General features: G+C 75.1%; 9 protein-coding genes, 1 tRNA gene and 2 pseudogenes. 4 read left to right on the top strand and 8 right to left on the bottom strand.

Going from position 1 to position 12,858, the window contains the following annotated elements; genetic code table 11:
* Positions 1 to 23: 23 nt before the first annotated feature.
* On the bottom strand, positions 24 to 1,094 hold the full coding sequence (locus IHE55_RS09565; protein WP_197988640.1) for a phosphatase PAP2 family protein: 1,071 nt from the start codon (positions 1,092 to 1,094) through the stop codon (positions 24 to 26).
* 350 nt (positions 1,095 to 1,444) lie between these two features.
* Here IHE55_RS09565 and IHE55_RS09560 point away from each other — a divergent pair, with 350 nt between their 5' ends.
* A complete protein-coding gene (locus IHE55_RS09560; protein WP_197988639.1) occupies positions 1,445 to 2,038 on the top strand; it encodes a histidine phosphatase family protein in 594 nt (197 codons plus the stop codon).
* Between the two features lie 130 nt (positions 2,039 to 2,168).
* Here the strand turns inward: IHE55_RS09560 and IHE55_RS33055 are convergent.
* Positions 2,169 to 3,215: pseudogene (locus IHE55_RS33055) on the bottom strand (NsdA family TPR-like regulatory protein); the annotation flags it as partial.
* Between the two features lie 311 nt (positions 3,216 to 3,526).
* Positions 3,527 to 3,913: pseudogene (locus IHE55_RS33400) on the bottom strand (hypothetical protein); the annotation flags it as partial.
* Positions 3,914 to 4,128: 215 nt separating this feature from the next.
* On the opposite strand from IHE55_RS33400, the gene IHE55_RS09550 reads away from it, so the two are divergent.
* Together IHE55_RS09550 and IHE55_RS09545 are read left to right on the top strand one after the other, a co-directional pair.
* On the top strand, positions 4,129 to 4,596 hold the full coding sequence (locus IHE55_RS09550) for a hypothetical protein (RefSeq protein WP_197988638.1): 468 nt from the start codon (positions 4,129 to 4,131) through the stop codon (positions 4,594 to 4,596).
* 311 nt (positions 4,597 to 4,907) lie between these two features.
* The gene (locus tag IHE55_RS09545) at positions 4,908 to 5,777 is read left to right on the top strand and encodes a spermidine synthase (protein WP_197988637.1); all 870 of its coding nucleotides are present in this window, start codon (positions 4,908 to 4,910) and stop codon (positions 5,775 to 5,777) included.
* A gap of 279 nt (positions 5,778 to 6,056) precedes the next feature.
* Here the strand turns inward: IHE55_RS09545 and IHE55_RS09540 are convergent, their stop codons facing one another.
* From IHE55_RS09540 to IHE55_RS09525, 4 genes are all read right to left on the bottom strand, one after another.
* Entirely contained in the window at positions 6,057 to 6,395 is a 339-nt protein-coding gene (locus IHE55_RS09540; RefSeq protein ID WP_197988636.1) for a hypothetical protein, read from the bottom strand.
* 278 nt (positions 6,396 to 6,673) lie between these two features.
* Positions 6,674 to 6,746 (bottom strand) — tRNA-His (locus IHE55_RS09535).
* 105 nt (positions 6,747 to 6,851) lie between these two features.
* Positions 6,852 to 7,460, bottom strand: coding sequence for an oligoribonuclease (gene orn / locus IHE55_RS09530; RefSeq protein ID WP_197988635.1), 609 nt, complete (start codon positions 7,458 to 7,460; stop codon positions 6,852 to 6,854).
* Between the two features lie 5 nt (positions 7,461 to 7,465).
* Positions 7,466 to 8,806, bottom strand: coding sequence for a helix-turn-helix domain-containing protein (locus IHE55_RS09525; RefSeq protein ID WP_197988634.1), 1,341 nt, complete (start codon positions 8,804 to 8,806; stop codon positions 7,466 to 7,468).
* Positions 8,807 to 9,752: 946 nt separating this feature from the next.
* Between IHE55_RS09525 and IHE55_RS09520 the strand changes: the two genes are divergently transcribed.
* Positions 9,753 to 10,274, top strand: a complete 522-nt coding sequence (locus tag IHE55_RS09520) for a universal stress protein (RefSeq protein WP_197988633.1) — start codon at positions 9,753 to 9,755, stop codon at positions 10,272 to 10,274.
* Between the two features lie 674 nt (positions 10,275 to 10,948).
* On the opposite strand, the gene glmS is transcribed toward IHE55_RS09520, so the two are convergent.
* Positions 10,949 to 12,763: a glutamine--fructose-6-phosphate transaminase (isomerizing) gene (gene glmS / locus IHE55_RS09515; protein WP_197988632.1), complete on the bottom strand. Its 1,815-nt coding sequence runs from the start codon at positions 12,761 to 12,763 to the stop codon at positions 10,949 to 10,951.
* Between the last annotated feature and the right edge of the window lie 95 nt (positions 12,764 to 12,858).

Genomic DNA, 12,858 nt, shown 5'->3' with positions numbered 1-12,858 from the left:
GTGCGACCGAGCGGCCGCGCAGCTCAGCGAGCCGCTGCCGCAGCCCCGTCGTCGGCGTCGGCCGGGACGGCGTCCGCGCCATCGCCGTCGGGCCGGGCGTGGCCGGCCCGGACCCCGCCGCCGGGCCTCCCGCCGGCACCTCCGTCGTGCTGTCGAGGAATCCGTTCGGGTTCACGGGCCGAAGTGTCGCATCCGGCGCCGACAGGCGTGGTGCCGCGGTCCCGCCGCGCGTCGTCCCCGGAGGCGTCCGGGGCGGCCCCGGACGACGGCTGCCCGGCGGCGTCCGCCGGCTGCTCCGCCGCGTCCGCCGACTGCTCGGCGGCGCCCCGCCGCCGGCCGCGCACCCGGTCCGCCAGCCGCAGCGCCGGCCGGGCCAGCAGCGCGCCGACGCCCATCACGGCCATCCCGGCCACGCCGTCGAGGAAGTAGTGGTTCGCGGTGCCCATGACCACGATCAGGATGAGGAGCGGGTACACCACCGCGCCCAGCTTCGCCCAGACCGTACGCCCGTACAGCCACAGCGCCACACCGCACCACAGCGCCCACCCCACGTGGAGGCTGGGCATCGCGGCGTACTGGTTGGTGAAGCCGCCCAGGCCGCGCGGCGCGCTCGCCTCACCGCCCCACCAGCCGTACGAGGCGTACTGCGCCATGGTGTCCACGAAGCCGTGCCCGGCGTCCAGCAGCCGGGGCGGGCAGGTCGGCATCAGCGTGAAGCCGATCAGTCCCATCAGGGTGGAGACCAGCAGCCAGGTCCGCATCAGGCGGTAGTGCGCCGGACGCCGCCGCCACAGCCAGACCAGGACCGCCGGGGTGAGCAGGTAGTGCAGCGACGCGTACACGAAGTCCGCCGGCACCCCGATCACCGCGTGGTGGGTGAACAGGTCGTTGAGCGGCGTCTCGAAGTCGATCCGCAGATCGCGTTCGAGACGGAGGATGCTCAGCCCGTTGCCGACGGCGGCGTCCACGTCGTCTCGGGCCAGCAGCCGGCCGGCCGAGTACGCGAGGTACACCGCGGCGACCAGCGGCAGCTCGGTCCACCAACGTGGCCTGCTGCCCGGCGCTGCTCCGGTACGGGGCACGGTGAGGGGCATCCGGACGCTCTCCCAAATGATCAGGCGGGCCGCAATTGGCGCGCATCAAACCGTACGGCGTAAGCGGTGCGTCGCGCGCACCGCCCCCGAGACCCGCCGGGTGGGGCGGCCCGGAATCTGTGGTCGGTCCCCCCGGAGCCGGCGCGCTCCGCCGGGGCCCGAGACCCCCGGTGCGGCCGCTCCACCGGGGACGAAGACGCTGCTGAGGGGCGGGAGGTTGCATAACGATCAGGTGAGCGATGATGGAGGGACGGAGTGACGGGCCGGCCGGGTCCGACGCGCGCCTGTCGTGAAAATCACCCGGTCCACGAACCCGCTCCACGAACCGCACCAGCTGAAAGGCCCTCCCCATGGCACCGCGCATCCTGCTGGCCCGGCACGGGCAGACGCAGTGGTCGCTCGCCGGCAAGCACACCGGCCGCACCGACATCCCGCTCCTGGCCGAGGGGCGGCGCGGCGCGGAACTGCTGGGGGAGCGGCTGCGCCGGGCCCCGTGGTCCTCGCTGCCGGGGGTGGAGGTGCGCACCAGCCCGCTGGTACGGGCCCGGGAGACCGGCGAACTGGCCGGCTTCGGCGACCGGGCCGAGACCTGGGACGCGCTGATGGAGTGGGACTACGGCGCGTACGAGGGCATGACCCCGGCCGAGATAGCGGCCGTCCGGCCGGGCTGGCTCATCTGGCGGGACGGGGTGCCGGAGGGGGAGACGCTGGCGCAGGTCTCCGCCCGGGCGGACGAGGTGGTGGCGTGGGCACGCTCCGCCGACCGGGACGTCCTGGTCTTCGCGCACGGCCACATCCTGCGCACCCTGGCGGCCCGCTGGCTGGGCCTCGACATCTCCTTCGCGGCACGGCTGCGGCTGGATCCGACCTCGCTGTCGGTCCTGGGCTGGGCCTACGGCGAACCGGCGATCGAACGCTGGAACGACACCGGGCACCTGGGCTGACGGCGGCACCCGGACCGGGCACGTATCCGGGCCGGGCACCCGCCCGGGCCCGTCGGGCGCCCGCACCGGTCGGGCGCCCGGTGCCGGGCGGGCGCGGCGCCGGCCCGGCGGGCGGCGTCACCGGCGGGGCTCAGATCCGGCGGGGCGGGGCGCCGGGGCCGGGCGACCGGTGGGCGGCCCGGCGGCCGGACGCCTGGTGCCGGGCGAGGAAGGCCGCGACGGCGGCGTGGCGCCGGTGCGGGCGGAGCACCCGGGCCGCGCCGTCGAGCATCGCCCGGATGCGTCCGGAGCGGACCTGCCCCAGCAGCTCAAGGGTGCGGCAGCCGGCCGCGGCGGCCTCGTCGAGGCGACCGCCGCCCGCCAGATCACCGGCGAGTTCCGCGGTGAACAGGGTGATGTTCCGGGCGAAGTGCGGGTTCTGGAGGACCACCGCCCGGTGGGCGTGTTCGGCCGCGCGCGACCAGTCGCCCAGCGCCGACCAGCACTGCGCCGTCAGCCCCGCCAGCTCCGCCTCGCCGTAGAAGCTCATCCACTCCGGGTCCGCCGCCGAGGCCCCCCGGCCGAAGAGCGATTCGGCGCGCAGCAGCGCCGCCCGGCAGGCGGCGCGGTCCTGGAGCGCGGCCCAGCCGCCCGCCTCGCGGAGCGCGAGCAGCGACAGCAGCCGGGGCGAGGACAGCGGCCGGGCGGCCTCCTGCGCGGCCTGCGCGGCACGGACCGCCTCCCGGGGGCGGCCGGTGTCACGGGCCAGGAAGGCGATGTTGGAGAAGGCGTGCGCCTCCAGCGCCCGGTCGTCGGCGACCCGGGCGGTGGCCAGCGCCTCGGCGTAGTACGACCGGGCGTCGGCGAACCGGCCCGAGTCGTGCGCCAGCCAGCCGACGGAGATCGCCAGTTCCCCGGCGCCGCGCTGGAGCCGCTCGGTGATCGCGGGACGGTGGGTGCCCGCGTCGAGCAGGGCGTAGGCGGTGCGCAGCGGGCGGGCCGCGCGGGCGTAGAGCCCGTCCGCGCCGAACCGGTCGTCGAAGAGCCGGATGCGGCGGACGGCCTCCTCCACGGCGGCGGCCTCCGGCTCGCCGGCCCGGCGGTGGGGCCCGGCGGGCCCGCCGCCCCAGGCGGGGGCGGTCACGGCGGCCGTGCCGCCGGTCATGAACGCGCGACGCAGCACGTCGCTCTCCTTGTGCGGTTCCGGGGGGACGGGGGGGGCGGGACGGTGGTGCCGAGGGGAAGGGGACCGGGCGGACGACGGTGGGCGGGCGGCCGGGACCCCGGAGGCGGGGGTGTGGGCCAGGCGTCCGGCCGGGGGCCCCGGCCGGGGACCGGAGCACGGGACCGGCCGGAGGGGGGGGCCGGACGGAGGCCCGACCGGAGGAGCGGGGACCGGATCCGGACGGCCGGCCGGGGCCCCGGGGAGCAGCGCGAGGAGGTCCGCCGCGGGCCGGCCGGCGGCGGACCGACCGGGCGGGGGAGGCCCGGGTGGGGGGAGGTCCGGGCAGGGGGAGCGTCGGCCGCGGGCCGGCTGCCGGAAGGGGGCGGGTCGGCGGTCGGTCGGTCGGAGGGCGGGTCGGGGTCCGGCGCCCGTACGCCGCCGCGGGCCGCCCGCCCGCGTACCGCCTCCCGTGGGACGAACCCCAGGTCGGCCAGGGTGTGGCCGGGGAACATGTGCCGGAACACCCGTTCGTAGGCGTAGTTGGGGCACCGGATCGCCCCCGACTCGACCCGCCCGATGTACCGCGCGTCGCACGAGACCTGCTCCCCGATCTCCCGCGCGGCCCGCCGGACGGCCGCGGCGAACTCCGCCGCGGAGAGCTGCCCGCGCAGCTGGCGGAAGACGGTGTTGGGCCGTGGCGGCCCCGCTGAAGCCCCGGGAAGCGGCGTCATGGCCGGCCCTCTCCCTACGGTGATGCCGTGCAGGCGGTCATGAACCGTACCGCCCGTCTCTGCTGGTGATAGCGGCAGTTTGACTACAAAAGGGAAATGCCGCCCGTGATCTGCCATGAAGTGCCACCCTTTGTGGCGGCATCGTGCCGTAGCCGTTGACGCGCCCGGGCGTTGGACTCCCTGGACAACGTGGTACGGCGGAGGAGGGGTTTCCCTTGGCGAAGGCCGGAGTGCGCAGCAGCGGGACCAGGGCGGTGGACCGGCACCCGCCCGGTGCCGAGCACGGGGCCCGGCCGGACGGCGGAGGGGCCCGGCGGTGCGATCTGGTCACGGTGCCGGCCCGTCAGGGGCTGGAGGCGGCGGACATCCTGCGGCTGCGGGTCGGCGTCGGCCCGGTCCTGCACGACGGCGGCTGCGACACCCTCGGCTTCCTGGTGCCCCCGGGCACCGCCGACCGGTGGGACGTGCCCGGCAGCGCCTGTACCCGCACCTACGGGGCGGAGTGCTACGGACCCGCTGCCGCCGGGGACGCCGGGGACGCGGCACCGCTCCCGGTGGCCGGCGGCGGGTGGCTGGTCCCGCCGCACGCCGCCGTCGCCGCGGCCACCGACCCGGAGGTGCTGCGCGAGGCGCTGGGCGAGGCGGCCCGCACCATCGAGGCCGTCGATCGCTGCTGCCGGTGACCGGGCCACCGGGGTGGCCCGCGAGGTGCTCCGTCCGGACTTCCCGGCCTTCCCGCCCTTTCCGGCTTTCCCCGGGGAGTCCCGCCCGGTTTCCCCCGGGGAGGCCCGCCCGGCTTTCCCCGGGGCGTCCCCGGCGGTGTCCGGCGTGGCGGCCGGCCGGGCCTCCCGCGCGGTGACCGGCCGGGCCTCCGGCGGGACGGCCGGCCGGGCCTCCGGCGGGCCGGCCTGCCCGGTTGTCGGGGAACCGCCCCACGGGCCGGGCGGCGGACCGCCGGTCGAGGGCGCCGGCCGGGCCGGGCGATACTGGGCGGATGGCGAGACAGCGGCAGAAGGGCGGGCGCGGGCGTGCCCCGGAACCGGTGACCGCACCGGTCGGCGGCGGGCGTGCCGAGCTGGTGCCCGACCGGGACCGGCCACGCGGCTGGACGCTGCTGCTCGACGGCGCCCCCCAGTCCCATGTGGACCTGGACGACCCGGCGTACCTGGACTTCGAGTACCAGCGCCGGCTCGGGCACATCGCGGATCTCGCGGCCCCGTCCGGCCGGCCGGTCCACGCCGTCCACCTGGGCGGCGGGGCCTTCACCCTGGCCCGGTACATCGCCGCCACCCGGCCCCGCTCCACCCAGCAGGTCATCGAGGTGGATACCGAACTCATCCGGTTCGTCCGCGAGGAACTGCCGCTGGACCGCTCCTGGCGGATCCGGGTGCGCGGTGACGACGCCCGGGCCGGCCTGCGGAAGGTGCCGGACGGCTGGGCCGATCTGATCATCGCCGACGTCTTCGACGGCGCCCGGACGCCGGCGCATCTGGGCAGTACCGAGTTCGCCGGCGAGGTACGGCGGGCGCTGCGCCCCGGCGGCCTCTACGCCGCCAACGTGGCCGACGGGCCGCCGCTCGCGTATCTGCGGGCCCGGATCGCCACCACCGGCACCGTCTTCCCCGAGCTGTGCCTCATCGCCGATCCGGCGGTGCTGCGCGGCCGCCGGTTCGGCAACGCCGTACTGCTCGCCTCCGACCTGCCGCTGCCGGTCGCCGAACTGACCCGCCGGGCGGCCGGCGACCCGCACCCCGCCCGGGTGGAGCACGGCCGCGCGCTGGCCGACTTCACCGGCGGGGCGGTGCCGGTGACCGACGCGACCGCGGTCGCCTCCCCGGCCCCGCCGCCGGACGCCTTCCACTGACGCCCACGGGCAGTCACACGTGCGTGCCGCCCGCCGGCCGTGACGTGTCCCGGCCGTGCCGCCCGCCGGCCGTGACACGTGCCGCCCGCCGGCCCGGTCCCCGGCGGGGGCCACCGCGGGGCGTCCCCGCGTACTACGGGTACGGTCCGGGGCGTCCCCGCGTACGAATCCGTGCCCGGGGGCGTCCTCGGCCACGGTCCGGACCTGCGGACACCGTCCATGACCGCTCCGGGGGCGGTCCGGGCCCGGGCGGTGTGGCGGGGGACGCCCCGGCGGAGCTCAGTCCTCCTCGGGCACCGTCACATCGACCGTCACCCCGACGTAGAGGGCGCCGTCCTCCTCGCTCACCTCGTAACCGATGTCCACCCGGCGGACCAGCAGCGGCCCGTGCCCGTGCAGACGGACGGTCTGGCCGACCTGGGGGACCGGCACCGGGGTCTGCGCCCCGAACCGGGCGATGGTGCCGGCGCCCTTGCCGTCGTGGTCGTAGACGAACTCGATGTCGTAACGCGCCGGTCCGGTCGGCCGGCCGACGTCCAGCCGGTCCAGCTCACCGCGGGTGGCCTGCTTCTCGGCCTCGGCGACTTCGGAGATCACAGGGGGGAGTTCATGGGTCATGCCGTTCATCCTGCACGCCCCGCACGCCGGGGAGTGCGCCCGGGGGTGGTTGCCACGGGGGCCGGCGCCGGCGCACCCGCCGAGCCAGGTCAGCGCCGGGGGCCGACGGCGCGGGCCCCGCCGGCGTCGGAACGCTCCGCGCCCCGGCGGTGCGCCGCCGTCGCGCGGGTAGAAGAGCGGGCTGTTCCTGTTCCCGCCGGTTCCCGCCGTGTTCCCACAGCGGAAAACGATCAAGCCCCCGGCCCAGGTTTCCCCAGGCCGGGGGCTTGATTCAGCAGGGTGAGTAACGGGACTCGAACCCGCGACATCCTGGACCACAACCAGGTGCTCTACCAGCTGAGCTATACCCACCACGACCGGTGCTTCGGTCTTTCTCCGCACCGGCCGAGAAAAAGTGTACAGGGTCCGCGGGGGTGCTCGCTCCCGGCTACGCCGTCGCCGGGAGCGAGTCCCCGTTCACCGCCCGTCGGCGGACAGGACGTGCTTCGCCGCGATCGCCTTGGCGGTCTCCGAGTCCGGCCCGGGCTGCGGGACGAAGACCGCCTCCCGGTAGTACCGCAGCTCGGCGATGGACTCCCGGATGTCGGCCAGCGCCCGGTGGTTGCCGGCCTTCTTCGGACTGTTGAAGTAGGCCCGGGGGTACCAGCGGCGGGCCAGCTCCTTGATCGAGGAGACGTCCACGATCCGGTAGTGGAGGTGGGCCTCCAGGTCCGGCATGTCGCGGAGCAGGAAGCCGCGGTCGGTGGAGACGGAGTTCCCGCACAGCGGGGCCTTGCCCGGCTCCGGGACGTGGGCGCGGACGTAGTCCAGCACCTGCCGCTGGGCGTCCTCCAGCGTCGTCCCGTCGTCGAGCTCCGCGAGCAGTCCGGAGGCGGTGTGCATCTCGCGCACCACCTCCGGCATGGTGACCAGGGCCTCGGCCGGCGGACGGATCACGATGTCCACACCCTCACCCAGAATGTTCAGCTCCGAGTCGGTGACGAGTGCGGCCACCTCTATGAGCGCGTCGTCGGACAACGAGAGCCCGGTCATCTCGCAGTCGATCCACACCATGCGATCGTTCATGCGTCTCACCCTACGGGGCGCTCCCGCTGTCCCGGCACGGACGGCCGCCCGGCCATCCCCCGGCCGCCCTGTTCGGGCAGGCGCGGGGCGTAGGCGTCCGACTCGGGCTTGCCCGGCTCGTGACCGTGCCCGTGGGAGCCGCCGCCGTGCCCGTGCGAGCCGCCGTGCCCGCCGGGACCGCCCGTCCCGCCGGTGCCGTGACCGCCGCCGCCGTGGCCGCCGCCGAGACCGCCGCCGTGCTGCCCGTGGAGCGGCCCGCCGGGGCGCCGCAGCGGTGCCGGGGCGTCCCCGGTCCGCTGCTCACCCAGGTCGGCCCGGTCGGTGCCGCCCTGCGGACGGCGGGCCCGGTACGCGGCCCGGTAGGCGGCCGGGGAGGACCCCAGCTGCCTGCGGAAGTGCCCGCGCAGCGCGACCGGAGACCGGAACCCGCACCGCCCGGCGACCTCGTCCACCGAGTAGTCGGAGGTCTCCAGCAGCCGCTGGGCCTGGAGCACCCGCTGGGTGATCAGCCACTGCAGCGGGGCGCTCCCGGTGAGCGAGCGGAACCGCCGGTCGAAGGTGCGGCGGCTCATGTAGGCGCGGGCGGCGAGCGCCTCCACGTCGAACTGCTCGTGGAGGTGTTCCAGCGCCCAGGCCACCACCTCGGCGAGCGGGTCCGCGCCGATCTCCTCCGGTAAAGACCTGTCCAGGTAGCGCTCCTGCCCGCCGGTCCGGCGCGGCGGCACCACCAGGCGCCGGGCCAGGGCCCCGGCCGCGTCGGCGCCGTGGTCGGTGCGCACGATGTGCAGGCACAGGTCGATCCCGGCGGCGGTGCCCGCCGAGGTCAGTACGTCGCCGTCGTCCACGAACAGCTCCCGCGGGTCCACATGGACCGACGGGTACCGCTTGGCGAGCGTGGGCGCGTACATCCAGTGGGTGGTGGCCGGCCGCCCGTCCAGCAGGCCGGCCGCGGCCAGTACGAACGCCCCGGTGCACAGCCCCACGATGCGCGCACCTTCCTCGTGCGCGCGCCGCAGGGCGTCCAGCGCCGCGGTCGGCGGCGGCTGCGTGATGGAGCGCCACGCGGGTACGACGACGGTGCCGGCCCGGGAGAGCGCCTCCAGGCCGTACGGGGCGGTCAGTTCCAGTCCGCCGGTCGTTCGCAATGGCACATCTTCGCCCGCGCACACCAGCAATCGGTACCGCGGTACCCCCGCGTCCTGCCGGTCGATGCCGAAGACGGAGAGCGGGATGGAGCTCTCGAATATAGGGCCGCCGCTGAAGAGCAGCACGGCGACGATTTCTCGTCGTCGGCGCCCGGAGAGCTTACGCGAGGTCTCCGGTACGGTTGTGGAGTCCTGGCTCATGGATCTAAGCCCCCCTCGGTGGTCGCGTCCTCTCGGTCCTGCACGTTTCCCCTCGGTCCTGAACGGTTCCCCCGCCGGTCATCGCCAAGATCGAATCTACTGTGTCGCGTGTGGTCGCCGTGACCAGTTCACCACCCGCTACTAAGTCGACATGACAACTTGGCGCGAAGCATTCGATCACGAAGCGTTGCACTCGATGCGCCCGCTGGGAAGTGCGCCTCCGGCCGGCGGCCACTCCGCGTAGGGGGCCGACTCGCCCCAGACCCCTTTCCCCGCTGGTCGGAGCGGTGGCGGGCCGGATGTTTGCCAAGGGAAGAACTGCGGCGCGAAGTTGGCCGAAAAGCACTGGAAGCACGGAGGGGCTCGAACCCGGTCACCGGCGTACGCCCGCTCCCGCACGAGGTCCGGTGGCGCGCCCGTGAGGCGCCGCCGGCGGCCCTGAGAGCCCCTCTGCGGCCCCGGCGCGGGTACGGTGGGTCGCCGGGTGGGTGCGGAGCGCGATCGCGCCGCAGCGGGCCGTGCGCCCCCCTTCCCGGCCCTCGTCAGGCCCCTCCGGCGGGGGTCCGGGCGGCCGGTCGGGCGGAATGACGGGGCTCGCGCCGGTTTCCCGGCGGGGGCGGCTACCAGGTGCGGCCGAACCCCGGAGGACGGCTCGACCACCACTCGGCGTACAACGGCGGGACACTCGGAGGCATTGCGCTCCGGGGCCGCCCTCCGGCATGCTCCGGGGAACGCCCTGGGCGCCCCACCCCCGTGGGGCGGTGCCCGGGGAGGCGGTGAGTGGGGCCGTACCCTTGGGGGTATGGGCTTGGAAAGATGAATCCCGGACGGAATTTCCTCCGTTCGAACAGGTCCCTCGATCCGCCGGAGCCCGCAGACCGTCACAACTTCAACAAGAGCCCCCCGCCGTTCCCTCCGCAAGAGGACTTTCTTCGCCGAGACACCCATGGCCGGTCACGAATTCCCCGAACCCGCGGACCGCAAGAGGGTCGCCGATCACGAGGCCCACCCCGAAGCGGCGGAAGAAACACGCCATTCCTGCGATCCGGCGTTCCAGCACGGCGTCGTGGTCGGATTCGACGGTTCCACATCGAGCGAACGTGCCCTGGCCTACGCCATCGGTATGGCCCGGCGCTCCCGTTCCGGGCTGATCATCGTGCACGTCGCCAACCGGCTCCCGACGACCGTGTGGGCCGGCTGCGAGCCGCCGGTCTTCGTGGACGTGCCGGACCACCGCACCGAGGTGCTGGGCCTGGAGCTGGCCTGCGCCGACCACCTCTCCGAGGTGCCGTGGATCCTGGTCGAGCGGGGCGGCGACATCTGTCACGAACTCGAAGAGGTGGGCCGGGAGTACGCGGCCGACGCGATCGTGGTCGGCTCCACGCACGGGCTCGTGGGCCGCATCTTCGGCTCGGTGGCGGGACGTCTGGCGCGGCGCGCACAGCGGCCCGTCGTCGTCATCCCCTGACGCCGCCGCCCCTGACGCCGCCGCCCCGGGCGCGGTGCCGGCGCCGGCCGCGCGCCCGGTCGGTGGTCGCCGCCGTCTCCGCGACGTCGCCCCGTGCCCGCCGCCGTGCCGCCCGTTCCCGGTGGCCGCGGTGACCGTTGCCGGTGGTCGCTGTGCCCGTTGCCCGTTGCCGGTGGTCGCTGTTCCCGCGGTCCGTTCCCGGTGGTCCCCGTTCCCGCGGTCGTCGGCCGTCGGTCGTCGTCGCCGAGCCCGGCCGCCGGCGCGGTGCGGGACCTGCCGGACCGTCACACCGGCCCCACCGGTTCCCGCCGTCTCTCCCGCCGCCCCGGTCACGGCCGTTGGAGCGCACGGCCCGGCAGGCGCTCCCCCGGCGGAGCGTGTCCCGGCGCACGGCACGGCGGCCGGGCGCCGGAACGACCGCGTCCGCCCCCGCGGTGCGGGTGGCGGACGTGTCGATGACGGGTACAGGACATACAGCGCCGCTTGCCGCGTGCGGACCGATCCACCCCGTGCCGTCGACCGGGGCGACGGGCCCCGGGCCGGTGGCCTCACCCGCCGGCGGAGGGCGACGCCGGCGGCCGGGAGGCGGGGCGCCGCGTGCCTGGTGGCACACGCCGCGCCCCGTCTCCCCTTCCGCGTCCCGCCGGCCGGCCCGGCCGTACGGGACCGCGCGGTCACTCGACGGTGACGGACTTCGCCAGGTTGCGCGGCTTGTCGATGTCCCGGCCCAGCGCCAGTGCGGTGTGGTAGGCGAGGAGCTGCAGCGGAATCCCCATCAGGATCGGGTCCAGCTCCACCTCGTTCTTCGGCACCACGATGGTGTGGTCCGCCTTCTCCTGCTCCCGGTGCGCGACCGCCAGGATCGGGCCGCTGCGGGCCTTGATCTCCTCCAGCGCCGCGCGGTTCTTCTCCAGCAGGTCGTCGTCGGGGACGATCGCCACCGTCGGCAGGGCCGGCTCGATGAGCGCCAGGGGACCGTGCTTGAGCTCGGAGGCGGGGTACGCCTCGGCGTGGATGTAGGAGATCTCCTTGAGCTTCAGGGAGGCCTCCAGGGCCACCGGGTAGCCGCGCACCCGCCCGATGAACATCATGCTCCGCGCCTGCGCGTACTCCTGCGCCAGCTTCTCGATCTCCGGCTCGCGCTCCAGGATCTCGGCGATCTGCCCCGGCAGCTTGCGCAGGCCCGCGATGAGCCGCTTGCCGTCGGCGACCGACAGGTCGCGGATGCGGCCGAGGTGGAGGGCGAGCAGCGCGAAGGCGACGACGGTGTTGGTGAAGCACTTGGTGGACACCACGCACACCTCGGGGCCGGCGTGGACGTACACGCCGCCGTCGGTCTCCCGGGCGATCGCGGACCCGACCACGTTGACCACGCCCAGCACCCGCGCGCCCTTGCGCTTGAGCTCCTGGACGGCGGCCAGCACGTCGTAGGTCTCACCGGACTGGGAGACGGCGACGTACAGGGTGTCGGGGTCCACGACCGGGTTGCGGTAGCGGAACTCCGAGGCCGGCTCGGCGTCGGCGGGGATGCGGGCCAGCTCCTCGATCAGCTGCGCGCCGATCAGGCCGGCGTGGTAGGAGGTGCCGCAGCCCAGGATCTTCACCCGGCGCACCCCGCGGGCCTCCCGCGCGTCCAGGTTCAGCCCGCCCAGGTGGACGGTGGAGAAGCGGTCGTCGATGCGGCCGCGCAGCACGCGGTCCACGGCGTCCGGCTGCTCGCTGATCTCCTTGTGCATGTAGGTGTCGTGGCCGCCCATGTCGAACGACTCGGCCTCCCACTCCACGGTGGTCGGCGTGGCGGAGGTGCGGGAGCCCTCGGTGGTGTAGGTGCGGAAGTCGTCCGCCTTGAGGGTGGCCATCTCGCCGTCGTCGAGGGTGACCACCTGGCGGGTGTGGCTGATCAGCGCGGCGACGTCGGAGGCGACGAACATCTCCTTCTCACCGATGCCCAGCACCACCGGCGAGCCGTTGCGGGCGACGACGATCCGGTCCGGGAAGTCCGCGTGCAGCACCGCGATGCCGTAGGTGCCGTCGATCACCGCGAGGGCGGCGCGGACCTTCTCCTCCAGCGTCTCGGCCTGCGAACGGCCGATCAGGTGGGCGAGCACCTCGGTGTCGGTGTCGGAGACGAACTCCACCCCGTCGGCGACGAGCTTGGCGCGCAGGTCGGAGGCGTTGTCGATGATGCCGTTGTGGACCACCGCGACCTTGCCGTCGGCGTCCAGGTGCGGGTGGGCGTTGACGTCGTTGGGCGCGCCGTGGGTGGCCCAGCGGGTGTGCGCGATGCCGACGGAGCCGGCGAACCGCTTGGGCAGCCGGCTCTCCAGCTCCCGGACCCGGCCCTTGGCCTTGGCGGTCTTCAGTCCGCCGGACTTGCCGTGGATGGCCATGCCGGCCGAGTCGTACCCGCGGTACTCCAGCCGCTGCAGCCCCTCCAGCAGCAGCGGGGCGACATCACGCTTCCCGATGTATCCCACGATCCCGCACATGTGTTGCAACCCTCCCAGATCGATGGCTCTGTGTGTGCCCGGTGCCGCAGGCCGTCCGGTCGTCCCGGGCCGCCCGGTGGGCGGACCGCCGGAGC

The organism is Streptomyces pactum, assembly GCF_016031615.1.
In the GTDB taxonomy this organism is placed as follows: domain Bacteria; phylum Actinomycetota; class Actinomycetes; order Streptomycetales; family Streptomycetaceae; genus Streptomyces; species Streptomyces pactus.
This window is presented reverse-complemented; position numbering and strand designations above follow the sequence as displayed.

Excerpts from the sequence above, each read along its gene's own strand:
- IHE55_RS09565 (WP_197988640.1), bottom strand. The coding sequence starts at position 1,094 with ATGCCCCTCACCGTGCCCCGTACCGGAGCAGCGCCGGGCAGCAGGCCA.
- glmS (WP_197988632.1), bottom strand. The coding sequence starts at position 12,763 with ATGTGCGGGATCGTGGGATACATCGGGAAGCGTGATGTCGCCCCGCTG.
- IHE55_RS09540 (WP_197988636.1), bottom strand. The coding sequence starts at position 6,395 with ATGACCCATGAACTCCCCCCTGTGATCTCCGAAGTCGCCGAGGCCGAG.
- IHE55_RS09545 (WP_197988637.1), top strand. The coding sequence starts at position 4,908 with ATGGCGAGACAGCGGCAGAAGGGCGGGCGCGGGCGTGCCCCGGAACCG.
- IHE55_RS09520 (WP_197988633.1), top strand. The coding sequence starts at position 9,753 with ATGGCCGGTCACGAATTCCCCGAACCCGCGGACCGCAAGAGGGTCGCC.
- IHE55_RS09525 (WP_197988634.1), bottom strand. The coding sequence starts at position 8,806 with ATGAGCCAGGACTCCACAACCGTACCGGAGACCTCGCGTAAGCTCTCC.
- orn (WP_197988635.1), bottom strand. The coding sequence starts at position 7,460 with ATGAACGATCGCATGGTGTGGATCGACTGCGAGATGACCGGGCTCTCG.
- IHE55_RS09560 (WP_197988639.1), top strand. The coding sequence starts at position 1,445 with ATGGCACCGCGCATCCTGCTGGCCCGGCACGGGCAGACGCAGTGGTCG.